This window comes from Mesosutterella faecium (assembly GCF_022809315.2).
GTDB lineage: Bacteria > Pseudomonadota > Gammaproteobacteria > Burkholderiales > Burkholderiaceae_F > Mesosutterella > Mesosutterella faecium.
On the sequence record NZ_JAKZJU020000001.1, the window covers coordinates 860,859 to 881,393 of the forward strand.

A 20,535-nucleotide genomic window follows, 5' to 3' on the forward strand; every position below is an offset into this window, starting at 1 on the left:
GGCGGAAGGAAGCGGCCATGCCGGACTCTTTTTACTGGTTTGATTACGAGACTTTCGGCCTGAGGCGCGGGGAGGCCTTCCCCGCCCAGTTTGCAGGGCGCAGAACGGATCTGGAGCTCAATCCCCTTGACGATGGGGAGGTCTTTTACTGCAAGCCGGGAATCGACATGCTGCCTTCGCCGCAGAGCTGCGCGCTCACGGGGATTCTGCCCCAGTACTGCGAGAGGCACGGGCTGCCCGAAGGGCTTTTCGCAAGGGAGGTTCTTCGGCGCCTCGGAGCCCGGGGCACGGTGGGCATCGGCTACAACAGCTTCGCGTTCGACGACGAGGTGACCCGGTTCCTCCTGTGGAGAAACCTCCTGCCGCCCTATGAGAGGGAGTTTAAAGACGACTGCGGGCGCTGGGACCTCTACCCGCTTGTTCTCGCGTACTGGGCGCTGCGGCCGGAAGGCGTGAACTGGCCGCGGTGGCGGGAGTGCATCGGCTTGTTGAATGAAAAGCGGCTGCTGAAGCTGCCGGAGCCGAAGAACCCGGACGCGTTCTGCTTCAAGCTCGAGTGCCTGAGCCGGGCGAACGGGCTCGGGCATGAGAAAGCCCACGATGCACTCTCGGACGTGAACGCCACCATTGAGCTTGCGCGGCTCATCCGAAGCCGAAATCCGAGATTCTGGAGCTGGGCGTTCGAAAATCAGACGAAACCGAAGGTCATCGCACAGATCAATCATCCAGCCGTGCTGTGGCTCGACCCGCACCAGAGGCAGGACAGGGGCTATCTTCGGTTTGTGAGGCAGATCGGAGTCGACAGCGTGAATCCCAACTCGGTCTATCTCTGGGATTTGACGCGTGACCCGACCGAACTTCTGGATCAGACGCCGGAGAGCATCCGGCAGAGGACTTTCAGGAAAACAGGTGATCTTCCCGAGGGAGTCTCGCCGCTGCCGATTTACAGGCTTGCGGTCAACCGTCATCCCTTTGTCTGCTCGGCCATCCATGTGCTCGGCCCGCGGCGCGCAGAAGAGTTCGGCTGGGATTTCAGTCAGATTCAGAAAAACGCCTCCTGGTTCACGGCCGAGCGGCTCAGGCTGGCAAGCGACCTGCTTTCCAGGGCTTTCACTGCCCGCGCCGGGGACGAGGCTGAGCCCGAAGACGCCGACGTTGCGCTTTATTCATCTGGATTCCCCTCGGACCGGGACCAGGGCATGCTGAAGTCCCTGCAGAACCTTTCGCCGGGAGAGCTCGAGCAGAGGGTTCATTCGGGTAGGGTCATTTTCGAGAAGCCGGTTTACTACGAGCTGCTTCTGCGCTATCGGGCGCGCAACAATCCCGAGTACCTCAACGCGGAGGAACTGGGCAGGTGGAAGGCGTTCGTGAGGCAGAAGATGCAATCGAGCCTGCCGCGGTTCGAGTGCGAGGTGCAGGCTCTGGAGGAAAGCCTCGCGGGGCGGGGCGGGGACATTGTGGCGCAGCTCCGGCAGTGGCCTAGGCGCGATGCCCTCAGGCAGATTCTTTCGGAAGAAGGCGTAAAAGGAGGACAGCGGGAAAATGAAGGACAGGAACTATGAATCTGTGACGCCCCGCAGGGCCGCTTTCGTCGGCCTTGGGGTGATGGGCTACCCGATGGCCGGCCACCTGCGCCGCGCTGGACACATTGTGACGGTTTACAACCGGACGGCCTCGAAGGCGAGGCGCTGGGTGCAGGAGTTCGGCGGAGAGATGGCTGCGACTCCGGCCGAGGCGGCAGCGGGAGCGGACGTCGTTTTTCTCTGCGTCGGCAACGACGATGACGTGCGCTCCGTGGTGTACGGAGACGACGGGGTATTCGCCTCGATGAAGCAGGGGGCCGTGCTGTGGGATGACACCACGGACTCCGCTCTGCTCGCCAGGGAGCTTTCCGCCGAGGCGGCGAAGCGGGGCCTGCTGTTTGTCGACGCCCCGGTTTCCGGAGGCGAGTCCGGCGCCCAGCAGGGAACTCTTACCGTGATGTGCGGTGGATCGGACGAAGCCTTCGAAAAGGGCGAACCGGTCGCCCGTGCCTTCGCCTGCGCGGTGACGCATCTCGGCGGGGCTGGCAGCGGGCAGCTTGCCAAGATGGTGAACCAGATCTGCATTGCCGGCGTAGTTCAGGGGCTTGCCGAGGCGCTCGCCTTCGGGGAGAACGCTGGGCTTGATATGGAAAAGGTGCTGCCCGTCATCGAACGGGGGGCCGCCGGATCCTGGCAGATGTCCGCGCGGGGAAAAACCATGCTCGAGAGGCGGTTTGACTTCGGCTTCGCGGTAGACTGGATGAGAAAGGATCTGGGAATCGCGCTGCAGGAGGCGAGGAGAAACGGCTCGACGCTGCCCCTCACCGCGCTGGTCGACCAGTTCTACGGAGACATTCAGAAGGCCGGGGGAGGAAGGCTCGACACTTCCAGCCTCATTGCCCGGTTCCCTCAAAAGCCGCCGGTCCGGCGCGGTTCCGAATCCTGAAGCCGATGACGCTAGAATAATCACTTTACATTGAACACTCCTGCTCCAAGGGATCAGACAGTCATGAGCAATACTGGTGACAACAAAACGGTGGAAACGGCTGAGGCCTCCAATTTCATTGAGAAGATCATAGAGGAGGACCTTTCGCGCGGTTCGACGGTTCCGAGAAAATGGTGCGGACACCCTGCGCCGTATTCCGAGCAGGAGAAGGGGCAGGAGGACACGGCGAGGATCCGCACCCGCTTTCCGCCCGAGCCGAACGGTTACCTGCACATCGGGCATGCGAAGAGCATCTGCCTGAACTTCGGCCTGGCCAGGAAATTCGGAGGGTGCTGCCATCTTCGCTTTGACGACACCAACCCCGGCAAGGAAAGCTCGGAATATGTCGAGTCCATCAAGGAGTCGGTGAAGTGGCTGGGGTTCGACTGGGAGGAAAACGGCAGGAGCAATCTGTTTTTCGCGAGCTCTTACTTCAAGTGGATGTACCAGTTCGCCGAGTATCTGATTCGCATCGGCTATGCCTACGTCGATGAGCAGACTCAGGAGCAAATGAAGGAGAACCGCGGCACGCTCACCGAGCCCGGGCGGAATTCGCCGTTCCGCGACAGGGATCCGGAGGAAAGCCTGCGGCTGTTTCGCGAGATGAAGGAAGGCAAGCACCCCGAGGGCAGCATGGTGCTCAGGGCGAAGATCGACATGGCGAGCCCCAATGTGAACCTCCGCGATCCTGCGATCTACCGCATCCGCTTTGCCGAGCATCAGGAGACGGGCAACGAATGGTGCATCTATCCGATGTACACCTTTGCGCACCCGATCGAGGACTCTCTCGAAAACATCACTCATTCCATCTGCACGCTCGAGTTTGAAGACCAGCGCGCTTTCTATGACTGGGCTCTGGAGCGCATCGTGCCGCTGCTGCGCACGCCGCAGTTCGAAGAGGCGGGGCGGGTGCTGCGGGCCATGGCCAGCGGGTCCGATGACCGGGCCGATGCATTTTTGGCCGCCTGCGTGGCAAACCGCGCGAAACTCGGCAGCTCGGAGCCTGAGCGCCGGGCGGCTGCGATCCTCGACAGGCACGCCGAGGCCGGCACGTCTCCGGCCCGCGGTACTGAGGACGCCCGGTCTTTGTTTGCCCTGATGCTGGAGCGCACGGAGCTTTTCACGCCGCTTCTTCAGCATGCGCTCGACGTCGTGCGGCCGAACTTCTTCCTGCTGTCGCACCAGCATGAGTTCAACCGTCTCAATCTCTCCAACGTGGTCCTTTCCAAGAGAAAGCTCATTTCTCTGGTGAAGGAGGGGCTGGTGGACGGCTGGGACGATCCCCGCATGCCCACCCTGATGGGACTTCGCCGCCGCGGCTACACGCCGGCCTCCGTGCGCAACTTCGTCAAAAAATGCGGCGTGTCCCGCGTGGCCGGCGGATCCATCGACTATTCTGTTCTGGAAAACAGCCTGCGCGAAGACCTGGACGACAAGGCGCCCCGCCGCATGGCCGTTCTCAGGCCGCTGAAGCTCGTGATCGACAATTATCCCCAGGGGGGCTCGGAGCTCGTGCGGGCGAGCAACCACCCGAAAAAGCCGGAGATGGGGGAGAGGGACGTCCCCTTCTCGGGCGAGCTGTGGATCGAGGAGAGCGATTTTGCGCTGGACCCGCCGAAAGGCTTCAAGCGCCTCACGCTCCCCAAGGACGGATCGCCGGCCCGAAAAGTGCGTCTGCGCGCCGCCTACATCATCGAGCCTGTCTCCTGCGAGAAAGACGAATCGGGCCGCGTGACCGTGGTCCATGCCCGGTATTTTCCGGAAACAAAGAGCGGCACGGCCGGCTCGGAGACTGTGAAGGCGAAGGCGACCATCCACTGGGTCGACGCGAAGCAGGGCGTTCCGGCCGAGTTCCGGATCTATGGCCGGCTTTTCGAGGTGGAGCACCCCGAAGCGGAGGACGCGGATTACCGCACGCTCATCAACCCGCACGCCAAGCAGGTTCTGAAGGGCTTCGTCGAGCCCGCGCTTGCGCAGGCCCGCGGCGATGACAAGTTCCAGTTCGAAAGGACGGGCTATTTCGTGGCCGACCGCGTGGATCATGCGGCCGGGCGCCCGGTGTTCAATCTGGCCGTGACGCTGAGGGACTCCAAGGGAAAGCTGTGAGCGTCCGCAGGCAGAATGCATTTGGCCTAAAGAATTAGCCGGAACGGCTTAAGGAAAGGTTTGAATGCAGAGTGCCTGCGAACGTATTATGATTAGCGCTACTTGACTGAAGTGCCTTCAAAAAAGAGTGCTTTGCTGTCAAGCACGTTGGGAGGCTTGGGCCTCTTCACTTTCAATAGGAAGAAATCGCATCATGAAAAAGCTGATTGTTCTGGCCGCTGCTGCTCTCCTCGCTGCTGGTGCCAATGCTGCTTACAAGGACGGAACCTACACTGGCGTTGGTCAGGGCAAGGCTGGTCCTGTCAAGGTTCAGGTGACCGTCAAGGGTGGCAAGGTTGCCGCCGTCAAGGTTCTTGAACAGAAAGAAACCCCGATGATCTTCAAGGGCGCTGAGTCCGGCGTTGTCCCGGCCATCGTCAAGGCCAACGGCACGAAGGGTGTTGCCACCGTTTCCGGCGCCACCCTGTCCTCCAAGGGCATTCTGGCCGGTGCTGACGCTGCTCTGAAGCAGGCCAAGTAATTTCTTTGGTCGCAAGACCGGAGAGGTAAACTCCCTCGGGAGTTCGGAAAGGGTGCGTTCGCGCACCCTTTTCTAATGTCTGGAGAATCCATGCTATCCCGTCGAAACTTATTGAAGTCGCTCGCGGCCTGCTCTCTTCCGGCGCTGCCGGCTGCGGCTGCGGAAACCGGATCCGGGGAGCCGCAGCTTTATCAGGCGGAGAAAAACACTTTTTCGATGGGGACCCTGATCGGTCTGAAGGTTTACGCTCCGACGGAGGACAAGGCCTCGGCCTGGCTCGAGGCGGCTGACGAGGAAATGAACAGGCTTGCCGGCATCCTGACCGTTCACGGCGACTCGAGCCCGATGATCGAGGTGATCAGGCAGTCGGGCCGCCCGGTGGCGGTTCCGGAGGAGGCTGCGGAGGCTGTAGCCGCGGCGCTCAAGGTTGCGAAGGAATCGGATTCAGCCTTTGAGCCGACCATCGGCAAGCTCGTCGATGTCTGGAAGATCGGATTCGGCGGGAAAGCCGTTCCCTCCGACGGGGAGATCCGGCGCGCCAGGTCCTTTGTCGACTGGCGCCGCGTGCGGGTGTTCCGGCGCGGAGAGCAGGATTATGTCCAGATCGGCCGCGGCCAGGACATCGATCTGGGCGGAATTGCAAAGGGTTATATCGGCACTCGCATGGCGCTCTACCTCAAGGAGCTGGGAGCAAGGAAGGCTCTTTTCAATCTGGGCGGCAACGTTGTTGTGATCGGCAGTTCACCGGCCGGGCGGCCCTGGAGAATCGGGCTGCAGCATCCCGCCGAGGAGCGCAACGATTACTTTGCCGTTCTCAGCGCTGAGGACGAGTCAGTCATCACTTCGGGCGCCTATGAGCGCAAGCTCGTCATCAATGGCAGGCAGTACGGGCACATCCTCTCGCCAAAAACCGGCTATCCGGTGCAGACGGATCTTTCTTCCGTGACCATTGCGGACAGGGACGGGGCCAAGGCGGATGCCTGGTGCACGGCCCTTTTTGCCATGGGCCGGAAGAAGGCTTTCGGGATCCTGCGCCGGAGGCCGGACATAGAGGCGGCTCTGATGAGCAGCGACTACCGCACCGTCTGGCTGACCCCCGGTCTTGCGCGGCGCTGCGAGGTGACCGACCCGGCCGTGAGGAAAGTGATTCTGCGTCGCTAGCCTCGGGCGCCTCGGACTTTTCCCCTTTTTCAGGGGTCGAGTCTGATGTCGTCGTCGAAGGGCTCTTCGCCGTCCAAGGGCTGCTGGCCGGAAACAATGGCGCGCAGCCCTGTCGCGTTCAGGATCTGAACGTGCTTTTGGTTGACCTGAATGAGCCCGTCGTGCGAAAAGCGCGACAGGACCCTGCTCACGGTCTCCAGCTTCAGGCCCAGATAGGATCCGATTTCAGCGCGGGTCATGCGGAGCACGAACTCGCTGCGGCTGTATCCCCTTGATTCAAACCTTTGGGAGAGGTTCAGCAGAAAAGCGGCGAGGCGCTCCTCGGCGTGCATGGATCCGAGCAGCAGCATGATGCCGTGCTGCCGGACGATTTCCCGCGACAGGATCTTATGGAAGTGCTGCCCCATGGAGCGCATGGAGGTGGTGATCTCCAGCATGCGTTCATAGGGCAGGACGCAGACTTCCGTATCCTCGAGGGCAATGACGTCGCAGGAATGGACGTCGCTTGCGATGCCGTCGAGCCCTACCAGTTCCCCGGCCATGTGAAAGGACGTGACCTGCTCGCGTCCGTCGCTGGACATGACGGTGCTTTTCAGGAATCCGAGCCTGATGGCAAAGAGGTTGTCGAAATGGTCGCCCGTTCTGTACAGGGCCTCCCCCCGCTTGATTCTCTTGCGGGTGGACACCATGTCCTCAATGCGTTCGATTTCCTTGAGCGAGAGGCGAAGGGGCAGGCAGAGCTCCCTGAGGTTGCAGTTCGAGCACGCCACCCGGAGGGCGGATAAAGAGATCTTTGAGGTCGTCATTCAAAAAGCCAGAAATGCCTATGACCGGTGCTGATTTAACGCGGCCCTAATGTTCGAATAAGCCCCAGCCGGTACAATGCATCCAGTTTAGATGCTATATATGACCCGGACCCGCTTGAGAGCCGGGGAGCATTGAACGGGCGGTTTTGACGTCTGTCAATAAGTAAGCTCTCGCCGGCAATAATAACAGGAACTTTAATCTAGGTCATGTTTTTGGAGAAATCATCCATGGGTATCCCCGCAACGAGCTACGTTGAACTGCCCGATCTGGCCCTCCTGAGAAAGTTTGATATCCCGGCCCCCCGCTATACCTCCTATCCGACTGCTGATCGGTTCACCCGGGAGTTTGGCCCCGAAGATTACGAGGCGGCGCTTCAGTCGCGCCAGGACGAACCCCTCCGCAAGGCTCTCTCGCTGTACGTGCACATTCCATTCTGCAGCGATGTCTGCTACTACTGCGGCTGCAACAAGATCGTGACCCGGGATCACGCCCGGGCGGCGCAGTACCTGGAAGTTCTTGGGAAAGAGATGGACTTGGTGGGAAAGTTCCTGACCGGGGACCGCGAGATCGAGCAGCTGCATTTCGGGGGCGGTTCGCCCACGTTCCTCGACAACGACGAGCTCGAGCGGGTCATGACGATGATCAGGCAGCGATTTCCGCTGCAGAAGGACGGGGAGTTTTCCATTGAAGCGGATCCCCGCTCGACGCCGGCCGACAAGATCGCCAAGATGGCCGAGCTCGGGCTGAACCGCATGAGCCTCGGTGTACAGGACCTCAATGCCGAGGTTCAGAAGGCAGTGAACCGCATCCAGCCCTTCGAGCTTGTCCGCGACACGATGCAGGCCGCCAGGGCAAACGGCTTTCACTCCATCAACATGGATCTGATCTACGGCCTGCCCCTGCAGACCGAGGCTTCCTTTGCGAGGACGATCGAGCAGGTGATCGAGCTTTCGCCCGACCGCATCGCCTTGTACCACTACGCGCACCTGCCCAACATATTCAAGCCCCAGCGCATGATTCGGAACGCCGACCTGCCTTCGACCGAGACAAAGGTCGAGATCATGTTCAACGCCATCCGGACGCTTACGGCAAACGGCTACCGCTACATCGGGATGGACCATTTTGCCAAGGAGACGGACGAGCTCTCGGTCGCGCAGAAGAACGGCACCCTGCAGCGCAACTTCCAGGGCTACTCGACGCGCGCGGACTGCGACATGGTGGCGCTGGGGGCTTCCTCCATCTCCAAGGTGGGCCGCGTCTATGCCTGCAATCCCCGGGATACGGAGAGCTACTATGCGGCCATCAACGGCGGCAGGCTTGCGACCATGAGGGGCTTCCGGCTTTCAGACGAGGATGAGCTGAGGCACTGGGTCATCATGAAGATCATGTGCCAGTTCGAGGTGAAAAAAAGCGAGGTCGAGGAAAAATTCGGCGTGGACTTCGACAGCCACTTCGCCTGGGAGCTGAAGCATCTCGCCGCCTACCAGAAGCACGAGCTGGTCAGTCTGCACCCAGATCGAATCGTCGTGACGCCCAAGGGCAGGATCTTCGTGCGCGCCGTGGCCATGCAGTTCGACAAATATCTGCGGGAGTCCGACAGGGCGGGCGGCTACTCGACCATCGCCTGAAGACGGGCTGCACTGATCCTGATCGGGGAGCGAAGGGTATGTCTTGAGAGGAGGGGCTTTTTGCCCTTCTTCACAGAGCGTTAAAATCTATCCTCTGTATCCGGATCATTCCGGTTTGATTGAACCTTTTACTGTTCCGGCCCGCCTCAGGCTTCACAGGCCAGAGGCGCCGGCCTCACGGACCAATCTGATGAAATACATGAAGGCTTCGGAGATAAGGAACGCTTATCTTCAGTTTTTTAAGAGCAAGGGGCACACCATTGTCGCCTCCAGCCCGGTCGTTCCAGAGGATGACCCGACGCTGCTGTTCACCAACGCCGGCATGAACCAGTTCAAGAACTGCTACCTCGGCATTGAAAAGCGCAGCTACACGCGGGCAACGACCAGCCAGAAGTGCATCCGCGCCGGCGGCAAGCACAATGACCTTGACAATGTGGGCTACACCGCCCGCCATCATACGTTCTTCGAGATGCTGGGCAACTTCAGCTTCGGAGACTATTTCAAGCAGGATGCGATTCCGTGGGCCTGGGAGTTTCTGACCAAGGTGCTCGAGCTTCCGCCCGAGAGGCTGTGGGTGACGGTCTACATCGATGACGACGAAGCCTACGACATCTGGAACAAGCAGATTGGGATTCCTGCCGAGCGCATCATCCGCATTGGCGACAACAAGGGCGGCAAATACCTATCTGACAATTTCTGGATGATGGGCGACACCGGTCCCTGCGGCCCCTGCTCGGAGATCTTCTTCGACCGCGGCCCCTCGGTTCAGGGCGGCCCTCCGGGGAGCCCCGACGAGGATGGCGACCGCTGGCTGGAGATCTGGAACCTCGTGTTCACGCAGTTCAACCGCGACGCCTCCGGGAAGATGAACCGCCTCCCCCACCCCAACATTGACACGGGCATGGGCCTGGAGCGCATCGCCTCGGTTTTGCAGGACGTGCCGACCAACTACGACATCGACCTGTTCCAGAACCTGATGAAGGCCGCCAAGTCGGCCGTGGAGGCTGCTGGAGCCGTCAACGTCGTCCCGGGAACCCCGTCCCTGAAGGTGATCGCCGACCATATCCGGGCCTGCGCCTTCGCCATCGCCGACGGCGTGACCCCCGGCAACGAGGGACGCGCCTACGTGCTGCGCCGCATCTGCCGCCGCGCCATCCGCCACGGCTACAAGCTCGGTGCCCGCAAGCCGTTTTTCTACACGCTCGTCAAGCCTCTGGCCGAGGAGATGGGCGATGTCTATCCGGAGCTCAACAAGCCTTCAATCGCTCAGGTGATCAAGGCCGAGGAGGAGCGCTTCTTCCTCACTCTCGCCAACGGCATGGAGATTCTCGAGGACGCCATTTCCAAGACCACCAACGGGGTGCTCAACGGAGACGTCGTCTTCAAGCTGCATGACACTTTCGGCTTCCCTGCGGACCTCACGGCCGATGTCTGCCGCGAGCGCGGCATCCGCGTCGACACGGATGCCTTTGACCGTGCCATGGACGAGCAGAGGGCGAAGGCCCGCGCGGCCGGGAAGTTCAAGATTGCAGCCGGCCTGATCTACAACGGCGAGGGCAACGAATTCCGCGGCTACAGCGAGCTTGTCACCGAGGGTGCCAAGGTCATCGCCCTGTACAAGGACGGCGTGCCCGCCGAAGTGGCCGAGGCCGGGGACGAGGCGGTGCTGGTGTTCGACAAGACGCCCTTCTACGCGGAGATGGGCGGCCAGGTCGGCGACAGCGGCACGGCCGAGAACGCCTCGACTTTTGTGAAGATCCTCGACACCTTCCACATCAAGTCGAACGTCTACGCGCACGTGTCCCACGTGGCCGAAGGCTCGGTCCGGGTGGGCGACGTTTTCAAGCTGCAGGTCGACGCCGAGCGCCGCGCCGCCATCGCCCGCAACCATTCCGTGACCCACCTGATGGACAAGGCTCTCAAGTCGGTCTGCGGCGAGCATGTTTCCCAGAAGGGCAGCCTTGTGACGCCGGAGTTCACGCGCTTTGACTTCACCCATGACCGTCCCGTCACGGAAGAGCAGATCGCTGAGATCGAGGACCTGGTCAACCGGGAAATCCTCGAGAACACCCCGTCGAAGACGGAGATCATGTCCATCGAGGACGCGAAGAAGACCGGCGCGATCATGCTCTTTGGCGAGAAGTACGGCAAGGAAGTCCGCGTCGTCACCGTCGGCACTTCCAAGGAGCTGTGCGGAGGCACACACGTGGCCCGCACGGGCGATATAGGCTGCTTCAAGATCGTGTCGGAATCCGGCATTTCGGCCGGCGTGCGCCGCATTGAGGCGGTGACCGGCCTGAACGCGCTGCACATGCTGCAGAGGAAGACCCGGCTCGTGAACGACGTGCTGTCTCGCTTCCGCGGCGTGCCGGAAGACGAGATTCCCGCCAAGGTCGACTCCTGCTTTGATCAGATCCGCCGGCTCGAAAAAGAGCTTGAGACCGTCAAGGAGAAGCTTTCGACCCAGGCCGGCGCTGAGCTCGCCTCCAGGGCCCGCGATGTCAAGGGCGTTCAGGTCCTTGCCGTGGCGCTTGAAGGCGCCGATGCCCGCTCGCTGCGCGAGACGGCGGACAAGGTCCGCGACAAGCTGAAGAGCGCCGTGGTGGTTCTCGCTGCGAAGAACGGCGGAAAACTCCAGATCTGCGCCGGCATGACTCCGGACATCGTCAAGCGCGGCCTCAAGGCGGGCGAGCTGGTTCGCTTCGTGGCCGAGCAGGTGGGAGGCAAGGGAGGCGGAAAGCCGGATTTCGCCATGGCCGGCGGCTCCGACCCGGCGGCCCTGCCTGCGGCTCTTGAGTCCGTTTACGGATGGGTGGAAAAGGCCCTGTGATGCAGGAGCTTCGCTCGCGCCCAGCGCCTGATCGGGAGCTCAGCGTGGACGGCAGCTGTCCCGAGCCCGTCCTCAGGACGGCCCGGGCGCTGCGGGCCATGTCTTCGGGCCAGATTCTGCGCGTAGTCTGCCAGGATCCGGCTTCAGTCCACGACCTGCAGGTTTTTTCCGAGCAGACAGGAAACCGGCTGCTCGCTCAGGAAACCGAGGAGCGTGCGCAGGGGAAGGTCTTTGTCCACTGGCTCTCGAGGCGCTGAGCCGGAAAACCGGACGGTGAGGAAGCGCAGGATGAAACCTAAACTCCCGGTTAACTGATCCCTAACGCAGGACTTTAGGCGGGAAGGGCACCGACAGAAGCAGCGAGAGAAAATCCCGCTGCTTCTTCGTTATGGGCCGCGTCACCCAGGCATTGCCGCTGGGGCGTTTGTCCGCCTTGATGCACCTTAGCTTTGCCAGCAGGCAGTCAATCGAGTTGTGCGGGAGAGAGACTCCCGGAGCAGCACAGTCGCGGGCCCGCTTCAGCATCATGAGCCTGATGGCGGCGGCCAGAGTGCAGATGAACAGCTTTCCAATGTACCCGGTCTGCGAGCAGCGCAGACGGTCTCCGTCTACCTGGTTCTTGAACTGGTTGAAGTCGAGTTCGACCCGTCCCCTCAGGCGATAAGCCCAAAGAGCGCGGAAGGGATCCTCTTCCTCATTGGTCCGCAGAACAAACATGCCGGCATAGCGGCAGGCGTCCCGCATTGCGTCATCTTTCCTGACCCATCTCAGCGCTCCGTTCCTGCCAGAGACCTTTTCTACAAAGCGCCCGCAGCTTCTCCACAGGTCATCGGGCCGCCTGCCGCCTTCATTGAGGATGTCCAGCAGATCCTCGATTCTGGCCGCCAGCTGCTTCATCTCAAGCTCATCTCCTCCCGGAAAGCGGTAAAGGTGGACGTAGACCGGTTTTCCAACGGGGCCGAAATCCGTATTCCGGGTCCAGTCTTCCTTGATCGTCCTTGCGTACACCTCGAGCCTGGGGTTGTAGAAGCTCACGTCGCGCAGAGACGCGCTGTAGCGGTCAAGCGCACGCAGGACTGAGTCTTCGGCCCTGCGGACGCCTTGAATGAAGCGCAGCTCGAGATCGAGCATCTTCTGCACGTTATAGAGGCTCCCATAGCCTCGGTCCGTCACAAGAACCGTGTCTTCAAGGTCAAATCCGGCGCTTTTCATCCGGTAAAGAATGTCGCTCAGGGCGGTGACGTCATTGACGGAGCCCGCATAGGCATGCGCATAGGCAATGTCGCCGGTGGCCTGGTCGCAGACAAAGGTGTAGTTGATCTGCCTGAGCTCTGGATCGCGTTTGGCATGCCCGAATTCAGCATCATCGATGGTAGTCGAGTACGTGGAGACGGAAGTGTTGTCCAAGGCGTAAAAAGTCTTCTCCTGCCGGCTTCTCGCCTGCTCGAGAATCCTCTGGTGCCGCAGGGCAAAGTAACTCTCGACATTCTTCTGCTTCACGCTTTCCATCAGTTCGCTGATGCGCTGGGAGCTGAGCCGGCTGCGGGTCTGGAGGTAAACGTTGCGCCGCCAGTCCTCGCAGGCGGCCATTGATCCCCCGTTGTCAAGCTTGTAAATGGCAAGCGCCAGCAGGTCATTGGCATCGTCTCCGAAGACTGCTTTCAAATCGCTGCGCATCCCGGATTGATCGGCAATGGACTCGGCCGCCCAGGTCACGCCGGCGCTGAGCGTCTCATCCAGCTCCGGATCTTCCTCTGGCTTGGGTCCGGGTGCGGCCGGAAAGTCCTGCCGGTAGGTCACTTCATCCACGAGGGTTTTGTCGACTCCGTAAAAGAAGTCACCTTCGGCATAGGCGGGAAAATCAGCCAGGAAGCGCTTCCCAAACGACACTCTGCCATCCTCATGCAGCCGCCCCGCATAGCGTTTCGCGCTGCGGCGGGACTGCTTTTTCACTGGATCCCAGCGTGTCTGATAGGCATAGACGTAAGAAAGTCCTTGGGCGTTTGTTTCAACAGTGAAATGCCATCTGTCAGGGTTGTTTCGGCGCATGGGACAGCCTTTATGATCATTATTAATAAAATATGGATCATTTTACATTATAAAAGAAAACTCCACAATTTCTTTTTCAAAGAAATCACGGAGTTATCAACTTTAATAAGAGGTTGTTTGACTTACGTCATCCTTTTTCTTGATCAGTTAAATGGGAGTTTGGGATGAAAATCCTGCGCTTTTTTTCAACTCTGAAACCCCAACTATTCTGGTTTCCCTAATATTAGGGACAGAGTTAAAAGCCGCCGGCTGGGCTTCCCGGGCCGCTGCGCCCCTGCAGCAGAGCACCAGGCCGAGGCAGGAGCCCCGTTTTGTTAGAATCATAAAAATATTTCTTGTGTTTTTGCCGGGGGCCCATTCGGTCCGCGGCAGGTTTCAGGTCAGGGTCTATGTCGACAGAAGACGCTAGCAGTTTGCCGGAAGGCTCTTCCGGGAATGATTCCGGGGCAGCCGATCCCGTTTCTCTTCACGAGGACATTCATCAGGTCAACATTTCCGACGAAATGGAGGAAGCGTACCTGAACTACTCCATGAGCGTGCTGATCGGGCGCGCCCTCCCCGACGCGCGAGACGGCTTCAAGCCCGTGCACCGCCGCGTGCTCTACGCGATGTGGAGGCTGGGCAACCGCCACGATGTTCCCTATAAAAAATCAGCCCGCGTCGTCGGCGACGTCATCGGCAAGTACCATCCGCACGGCGACACCGCTGTCTACTACACGATCGTGCGCATGGCGCAGCCCTTCTCGCTTCGCTATCCCCTCGTCGACGGGCACGGCAATTTCGGAACTATTGACCGCGATCCGGCGGCAGCGATGCGTTACACGGAGGTCCGTCTGTCGCGTATTGCCGAGGAAATGCTCACCGACATCGACCGCGACACGGTCGACATGACGCCGAATTTCGACGGCACTGAAAAAGAGCCGTCCGTGCTTCCCGCGCGCTTTCCGCAGCTTCTGGTCAACGGCAGCCAGGGCATCGCCGTGGGCATGGCGACCAACATCCCCACGCACAACCTGGGCGAAACCATTGATGCGTGCCTGTACGCGCTGCACCATCCCGAGGCCACGGTCGACGACCTCATCAGGTTCATGCCGGCGCCTGACTTCCCGACCGGGGGCATCATTTTCGGGCTCTCCGGCGTGCGGCAGGCCTATCGGACGGGCCGCGGGAGCGTGCTTATCCGCGCGAAGGTTCACGAGGAGACGGACGACAAGGGCAGAACGTCCATCGTGGTCGACGAGATCCCCTACATGGTGAACAAGGCCGAGCTGATCAAAAAGATCGCCGCGCTCAGAAACGAAAAAAAGATAGACGGCATCACCGACCTCCGGGACGAATCGTCGAAAGAAATCCGCATCGTGATTGAGCTGAGGCGAGACGCCCACCCTGAGGCCGTCAAGAACAATCTCTTCAAGCTGACCGATCTGCAGACGACTTTCGGGGTCAACATGGTGGCCCTCCTCGACGGCAGACCCCAGCTGCTTAATTTGAAGCAGCTGGTCGACGCCTTCATCGGGCTGCGCCGCGAGGTGGTCACCCGCCGGACCCGCTTCCTGCTTGCCAAGGCCCGCGCCGAAGGGCACCTGCAGGAGGGGCTGGCCATCGCGCTGGCCAATATCGATGAGTTCATCGAGATCATCAAGTCTTCCTCAGACCGTGCCGAAGCGACCGATCGTCTGATGAACCGGGGCTGGAAGGCTCAGATCGTCAACGAAATGATCGCCTCGGTGGCGGGCAGCTACCAGGACTATCGGCCGCAGGACATCGAGAGCGACCGCGGACTGAGGGCCGACGGCCTTTACTGGCTGTCGCGCGAGCAGACGGACCGCATTCTCGACATGCGCCTGCAGACGCTGACGGCGACGCAGCAGGAGAGCATCATTGCGGCCTACAAGGAGCTGTGCGCGCAGATCACTGATTATCTCGACATCCTGGCCCATGACGAGCGCATCGTCAAAATCATCAACGACGATCTGCTTTACATTAAGGAGAAGTACGGCGACGCCCGCCGCACCGCGATCGATCCGTCCGGAGACCCTGACTTCGACGAGCTCGATCTCATACCGCAGAAGGATTTGGTGGTTACCTTGAGCCGCGACGGCTATGTCAAGAGCCAGCTGCTGTCCGACTACCAGGCCCAGAGGCGGGGCGGGCAGGGCAGAAAGTCCGGAAAATTCCGCGACCAGGACGCGGGCGACCAGCTGATTGTCACCAACACGCATGATCAGCTCCTGTGCTTTACAAGCTTCGGGCGCATGTACCTGATCAATCACGCCTACATGGTGCCCACGGGGACCGCCGGCTCGAAGGGCCGCCCGATCCAGAACCTGATCGCCCTGCAGCAGTTTGAAAAGAGCAACGGCAGGGGCGGCACCGTGAAATCGCTCGAGAAGGTCACGAACATCCTGGCCATTCCGACGCCCGACGAGAATCACTGCGTTTTCTTCTCCACCGCAAGGGCTCCGGTGCGCAGCCAGCTGCTGCGCCTGAGCCGCGACGAGGTCCGGCTGCAGGAGCTGCCGGCCGATGTGAGCGAATCGATCCGCAGGGACGTGGCGGCGTTCAAGTCTGAGCTGCCGCAGATCTCTGCAGAGAAATGGGACGCGACGGCGCTCGCTGATCTTCCCGCTACGGCTCAGGCCGAGATCAAGGGCATTCTGAAGTGGGGCACCGAAGAAACCGAGGCCGCCCGAAAAGAGGCCGGACATTCGAAGACCTGGAGCGAAATGAAAGTGTCGGACCTGCCCGCAGAGCTTCGGGCCCAGGCTCGCTCGATCTGCGACCGGGGACTTGGAGAGCTCGCCGCACTGAAGGGCGAGGACTGGGGGCGCGTGACACTGGGCGAGTTGCCCGTCAAGGCCCGCAACACGGCCCGGGACGCCTTCCGGCTGAGCCTGCTTTCCGATTTTGCCCGCGAGCACTTCGTCTTCTTTGCCACAGCGCGCGGCATCGTCAAGAAGGTCCCGCTCAGCGAATTCTCCAAGGTCCAGAACGGAGGCACTTCGGCTGTCAGCCTGGATCCCGATGACCAGCTGATCGGGGCCGAGCTCACCGACGGGCACCACGACATCATGCTTTTCTCCGATGCCGGGAAAGCTGTCCGGTTCGATGAGAACGACGTTCGTCCGATGGGCCGCACCGCCCGAGGCGTCGGCGGAATGAAGATCCGAGACTCCGACAGGATCATCGCCCTGATCGTAGCGGGTGACGAAGACCGCATGGTGCTCACCGCCACGGAAAACGGCTTTGGAAAGCGCACCCCGATCGCAGAGTACACGCGCCACGGCAGAAACACCCAGGGCATGATCGCCATCGCGACGACCGAGCGAAACGGCCGCGTGGTCGGCGCCTGCCTTGTTTCCGAAGAGGACGAAATCATCCTGCTGTCCGAGAAGGGGCACATCGTGCGCACGCCGGTGGCAGACATTCGGGTCTGCTCGAGAGCCGCGCAGGGGGTCACTCTGATCGGGCTGAAAGACGACCGGCTGGTAAGCGTGACTCCCGTGCAGGCCGGCATGCGGGGAGAAGAGCCCGCGGAGAACGGGGAGGCTGAGCCGCAGAACGAAGGCGCCGGGCTCCCCGACGATGAATGAATTTCTGCCGAAGGAGGCAGCCATGAGATGCTTTAATTTCGCCCCGGGGCCGGCCACGCTGCCGCTCGAGGTGCTCGAGGTGATTCGCGACGAACTTTTTGATTTCCGCGGCGAGGGCGCCTCAATCATGGAAATCAGCCACCGCAGCCCGGCTTTCGCGAAGGTCATCGAAGAGGCTGAGAGCGGCATTCGCACGCTGCTCGGGGTGCCTGAAGGCTACGACGTGCTGTTCATGCAGGGCGGAGGACACCAGCAGTTTTCGGCGGTTCCTCTCAATCTTCTCGGAACCCGCAGGAAGGCCGACTACATCGTGAACGGCACCTGGTCCCGGAAGGCATCGAAGGAGGCGCAGAAGTTCTGCGAGGTGAATGTGGCGGCTCTCGATGACGGCACGAGGGCTCCGCGCCAGCAGGAGCTTCGGCTCGACCCCGATGCGGCCTACGTGTACTACTGCGACAACGAGACGGTTCACGGCGTCGAGTTCGATTATGTGCCCGAGACGGGCGGCGTCCCGCTGGTGGCCGACATGTCGAGCAACATCATGACGCGTCCGGTGGATGTCTCCCGCTTTGGAGCCATCTGGTTCGGCGCCCAGAAAAACTTCGGCATCGCCGGGCTCGCGATTGCCCTTGTCAGGCATGATCTGATCGGGAGGGCCGGGCCGGCCTGCCCGGTCATGCTCGACTGGAAGACCTATGCGCAGTCAGGCTCGCTTTTCAATACGCCCCCGGTGTTCGCCATCTATGTCTCTAGCCTTGTCTGCCGGTGGCTTCTCCGGCAGGGCGGCGTGAAAGAAATGCAGCGCAGGTCCGCTCTGAAATCCGGACTTCTTTACCGGACGATAGACGAGTCCGAAGGGTTTTACCGCACGCGGGTGCAGAAGGACTCCAGAAGCCGCATGAATGTGACATTTGCTCTGCGCGACGAAAGCCTGAACGAGCCGTTCCTCGCGGGGGCGCTCGAGCGCGGCCTGAAGGGCGTCAAGGGCCACCGCAGCGTGGGCGGGATGAGAGCTTCCCTGTACAACGCCGTTCCCCAGGAAGGGGTCCAGGCCCTGGCCGATTACATGAAGGAGTTCGCCCGCCGCCATGGATGATGCTAAAAGGGTAGAGGATCTCGGCGCGCTGCGCCGCCGGATCGACGCAATAGACGATGAGATCGTGAGGCTGCTCGACCAGCGGGCGCAGGTCGTCCGCGAGGTCGGCGCTCTCAAGGGCAGTCAGGGCGCCAGCATTTTCAGGCCGGAGCGCGAGGACATGATCCTCGAGCGGACGGCAGGTCTGTCCGCACAGTTTTCCCCCAAGGCCATGAAGGCGGTTTTTCGGGAGATTCTCTCGTCGTGCCGGGCGCTCGAGAAAAAGACGACCGTCGCGTACCTCGGGCCGGCGGGAACCTTCACCGAAATGGCGGTTCTCAAGAGGTTTGGGTCAGCCGTTGAGGAGCTGCCCTGCACGACGGTTCCGGACGTGTTCGACGCGGTCGAAAACGGGAGGGCGGATTTCGGCGTTGTGCCAAGGGAGAACAACTCGCAGGGCTCCGTCATGCTTACTTTGGACAAGCTGCTGACAACGCCGCTGCTGATTGTGGGCGAGGTGTCGGTCCCCGTCGTGCACAACCTGCTGTCGCTGTCGGGCAGCCTTGGGAAAGTGCAGAGGGTGCTCGCTCATCCGCAGGCTCTCGCCCAGTGCCGGCAGTGGCTGTCGAAAAACCTTCCTCATGTTCAGCAGCAGGCCTGCTCGAGCAATGCGGAGGCGGCCAGGCTTGCCGCGCAGGATCCGTCGCTCGCGGGCATCGCCGCCAGCCGCGCCGGCGATCTCTACGGCCTGAAGGTGGCCGCAGCGGGCATTCAGGATTCCAGCCAGAACCGCACCCGGTTCCTGGTGCTCGGGCAACAGAAGACGCACCGCCGGGGCGGGGACCGCGGCGACAAGACGACGTTCATCTTTGCCGTGCGAAACCGCGCGGGTGCTTTGTTCGAGATTCTCAAGCCGCTGGCCGACGAGAAGGTGGACATGCTGCACCTGGAGAGCCGCCCTGCCAGAAATGGGCTTTGGGAATACAATTTTTTCGTGGACATCAGCGGCCACGTGGAAGACGAGCCTGTACGCCGCGCTTTGGAAGCGGTCAGGAAGAACGCGCTCGTTTTTAAATTCCTCGGGTCGTATCCGAGGGCGGCCGACTGAGCCGCTTACTGGTTTCAAAGGATAAGGCATGGCAGAAAAATTCAGATCCCCCGCTTATATTGACCTGATCGAGCCCTACAAGGCCGGAAAGCCTATCAGCGAGCTGGCCAGGGAGAAAGGGCTCGACCCCGATTCGATCCTGAAGCTGGCGAGCAATGAGAATCCGCTGGGGGCTCCCGCCTCCGCGCTGGAGGGGGCTAAAAAGGCGGCGTCCCGGCTTTCGCTTTATCCGGATGGGAACGCCTATGAACTGAAATCTGCCGTCGCAAAGCGCTTTGGCGTTCCCGTCGACTGGGTCGTGGTCGGAAACGGCAGCGACGAGCTGATGGGCATCACCTGCGAGGCTCTGGTCGAGCCTGGCACGAAGACGCTCTTTTCCCAGTACTATTTTTCGGTTTACCGGATCGATACGCTGGCCAACGGCGGCGAGCCCGTTGAGATTCCCGCACGTGGATTTGACATTGACCTGGACGCCATTGCGGATGCGGTGGACGACAAGGTGAGGGTGATATTCCTCACTACGCCGAACAATCCCACCGGCAGGATTCTCACCGGCGCTCAGATGGAAGAATTCATGGAGCGGGTGCCCTCTTCGGTCATCGTGGTGCTCGACGAGGCTTACAGGGATTTTGTGCCCCCGGAGCAGCGTTTTGATTCCATTGCGATGGTGAAGCGCTATCCCAACCTGATGGTGACGCGCACCTTCTCCAAGGCCTACGGACTGGCCGGACTGAGGGTGGGCTTTGGCATTGCCCAGCCCGAGCTCGTCGCTTTTCTCAACCGCATCCGCCCGCCCTTCAACTGCAATGCCATCGCTCAGGCGGCCGCCGCCGCATGCCTGAATGACGACGCGTTCCTCGAGCGGGTTTACAAAATGAACCGCGAGGGCGTACGCCAGCTGCAGGAGCGCTTCGCAGCCCTGGGGCTCGAGTTCGTGCCGAGTCTGAGCAATTTCGTGCTGGTGAAAATCGGCCCGAAGGCCCCTGAGCTCAACCAGTGGCTGCTCGACCGCGGCATCATCATCCGCCCCTGCGCGAGCTTCGGCCTGCCCGAGTGGATCAGGGTGTCGGTCGGCACCGGCCCGCAGAACGAAAGGTTCCTTTCCGCTCTGGCCGAATTTCTGGCCGGGGCCTGAGGTCGGCGGGAAGAA

General features: G+C 61.1%; 14 protein-coding genes. 12 read left to right on the forward strand and 2 right to left on the reverse strand.

Annotated features, from left to right (window positions below):
* Positions 1-17 precede the first annotated feature (17 nt).
* From sbcB to MUN46_RS04060, 5 genes are all read left to right on the forward strand, one after another.
* Positions 18-1,562 (forward strand): exodeoxyribonuclease I, encoded by a 1,545-nt coding sequence (sbcB, locus tag MUN46_RS04040; RefSeq protein WP_243376921.1) that lies wholly within the window; start codon positions 18-20, stop codon positions 1,560-1,562.
* Positions 1,543-2,469 carry an NAD(P)-dependent oxidoreductase gene (locus MUN46_RS04045; protein ID WP_243376920.1) on the forward strand — a complete coding sequence of 309 codons (927 nt, stop codon included), beginning with the start codon at positions 1,543-1,545 and terminating at the stop codon, positions 2,467-2,469. The genes sbcB and MUN46_RS04045 overlap by 20 nt, the downstream gene beginning before the upstream one ends.
* 231 nt (positions 2,470-2,700) lie before the next feature.
* Entirely contained in the window at positions 2,701-4,614 is a 1,914-nt protein-coding gene (locus MUN46_RS04050; protein WP_422732592.1) for a glutamine--tRNA ligase, read from the forward strand.
* A 193-nt stretch (positions 4,615-4,807) separates the two neighbouring features.
* Positions 4,808-5,134 carry an FMN-binding protein gene (locus MUN46_RS04055; RefSeq protein WP_243376918.1) on the forward strand — a complete coding sequence of 109 codons (327 nt, stop codon included), beginning with the start codon at positions 4,808-4,810 and terminating at the stop codon, positions 5,132-5,134.
* Between the two features lie 90 nt (positions 5,135-5,224).
* A complete protein-coding gene (locus MUN46_RS04060) occupies positions 5,225-6,295 on the forward strand; it encodes an FAD:protein FMN transferase (protein ID WP_243376917.1) in 1,071 nt (356 codons plus the stop codon).
* 29 nt (positions 6,296-6,324) lie between these two features.
* Here MUN46_RS04060 and fnr read toward each other — a convergent pair whose 3' ends face one another.
* Positions 6,325-7,101: a fumarate/nitrate reduction transcriptional regulator Fnr gene (fnr, locus tag MUN46_RS04065; RefSeq protein WP_243376916.1), complete on the reverse strand. Its 777-nt coding sequence runs from the start codon at positions 7,099-7,101 to the stop codon at positions 6,325-6,327.
* Between the two features lie 228 nt (positions 7,102-7,329).
* Between fnr and hemN the strand changes: the two genes are divergently transcribed.
* The 3 genes from hemN to MUN46_RS04080 all read left to right on the forward strand — a co-directional run bounded on the left by hemN (position 7,330) and on the right by MUN46_RS04080 (position 11,817).
* A complete protein-coding gene (gene hemN / locus MUN46_RS04070) occupies positions 7,330-8,730 on the forward strand; it encodes an oxygen-independent coproporphyrinogen III oxidase (RefSeq protein ID WP_243376915.1) in 1,401 nt (466 codons plus the stop codon).
* 199 nt (positions 8,731-8,929) lie between these two features.
* On the forward strand, positions 8,930-11,560 hold the full coding sequence (gene alaS / locus MUN46_RS04075) for an alanine--tRNA ligase (protein WP_243376964.1): 2,631 nt from the start codon (positions 8,930-8,932) through the stop codon (positions 11,558-11,560).
* Positions 11,539-11,817 (forward strand): sulfurtransferase TusA family protein, encoded by a 279-nt coding sequence (locus tag MUN46_RS04080; RefSeq protein ID WP_285230557.1) that lies wholly within the window; start codon positions 11,539-11,541, stop codon positions 11,815-11,817. The genes alaS and MUN46_RS04080 overlap by 22 nt, the downstream gene beginning before the upstream one ends.
* Before the next feature lie 61 nt (positions 11,818-11,878).
* Here the strand turns inward: MUN46_RS04080 and MUN46_RS04085 are convergent, their stop codons facing one another.
* Positions 11,879-13,609: an IS1634 family transposase gene (locus MUN46_RS04085; protein ID WP_285230558.1), complete on the reverse strand. Its 1,731-nt coding sequence runs from the start codon at positions 13,607-13,609 to the stop codon at positions 11,879-11,881.
* A 503-nt stretch (positions 13,610-14,112) separates the two neighbouring features.
* On the opposite strand from MUN46_RS04085, the gene MUN46_RS04090 reads away from it, so the two are divergent.
* The 4 genes from MUN46_RS04090 to hisC are packed head-to-tail and all read left to right on the forward strand — an operon-like array spanning position 14,113 to position 20,520.
* Positions 14,113-17,202, forward strand: coding sequence for a DNA gyrase subunit A (locus MUN46_RS04090; protein WP_243376798.1), 3,090 nt, complete (start codon positions 14,113-14,115; stop codon positions 17,200-17,202).
* A 22-nt stretch (positions 17,203-17,224) separates the two neighbouring features.
* Positions 17,225-18,298 carry a 3-phosphoserine/phosphohydroxythreonine transaminase gene (gene serC, locus MUN46_RS04095; protein WP_243376797.1) on the forward strand — a complete coding sequence of 358 codons (1,074 nt, stop codon included), beginning with the start codon at positions 17,225-17,227 and terminating at the stop codon, positions 18,296-18,298.
* Positions 18,291-19,385 carry a prephenate dehydratase gene (gene pheA, locus MUN46_RS04100; protein ID WP_243376796.1) on the forward strand — a complete coding sequence of 365 codons (1,095 nt, stop codon included), beginning with the start codon at positions 18,291-18,293 and terminating at the stop codon, positions 19,383-19,385. Before serC ends, pheA begins: the two co-directional genes overlap by 8 nt.
* Before the next feature lie 28 nt (positions 19,386-19,413).
* Positions 19,414-20,520, forward strand: coding sequence for a histidinol-phosphate transaminase (gene hisC, locus MUN46_RS04105; RefSeq protein ID WP_243376795.1), 1,107 nt, complete (start codon positions 19,414-19,416; stop codon positions 20,518-20,520).
* Positions 20,521-20,535 lie beyond the last annotated feature (15 nt).

Bases quoted from the DNA above. Each gene is read 5' to 3' on its own strand.
- MUN46_RS04090 (WP_243376798.1), top strand. From the start codon at position 14,113: ATGGAGGAAGCGTACCTGAACTACTCCATGAGCGTGCTGATCGGGCGC.
- MUN46_RS04085 (WP_285230558.1), bottom strand. From the start codon at position 13,609: ATGCGCCGAAACAACCCTGACAGATGGCATTTCACTGTTGAAACAAAC.
- fnr (WP_243376916.1), bottom strand. From the start codon at position 7,101: ATGACGACCTCAAAGATCTCTTTATCCGCCCTCCGGGTGGCGTGCTCG.
- hemN (WP_243376915.1), top strand. From the start codon at position 7,330: ATGGGTATCCCCGCAACGAGCTACGTTGAACTGCCCGATCTGGCCCTC.
- pheA (WP_243376796.1), top strand. From the start codon at position 18,291: ATGGATGATGCTAAAAGGGTAGAGGATCTCGGCGCGCTGCGCCGCCGG.
- MUN46_RS04080 (WP_285230557.1), top strand. From the start codon at position 11,539: ATGGGTGGAAAAGGCCCTGTGATGCAGGAGCTTCGCTCGCGCCCAGCG.
- serC (WP_243376797.1), top strand. From the start codon at position 17,225: ATGAGATGCTTTAATTTCGCCCCGGGGCCGGCCACGCTGCCGCTCGAG.
- MUN46_RS04045 (WP_243376920.1), top strand. From the start codon at position 1,543: ATGAAGGACAGGAACTATGAATCTGTGACGCCCCGCAGGGCCGCTTTC.
- hisC (WP_243376795.1), top strand. From the start codon at position 19,414: ATGGCAGAAAAATTCAGATCCCCCGCTTATATTGACCTGATCGAGCCC.
- alaS (WP_243376964.1), top strand. From the start codon at position 8,930: ATGAAGGCTTCGGAGATAAGGAACGCTTATCTTCAGTTTTTTAAGAGC.
- MUN46_RS04055 (WP_243376918.1), top strand. From the start codon at position 4,808: ATGAAAAAGCTGATTGTTCTGGCCGCTGCTGCTCTCCTCGCTGCTGGT.
- MUN46_RS04060 (WP_243376917.1), top strand. From the start codon at position 5,225: ATGCTATCCCGTCGAAACTTATTGAAGTCGCTCGCGGCCTGCTCTCTT.
- sbcB (WP_243376921.1), top strand. From the start codon at position 18: ATGCCGGACTCTTTTTACTGGTTTGATTACGAGACTTTCGGCCTGAGG.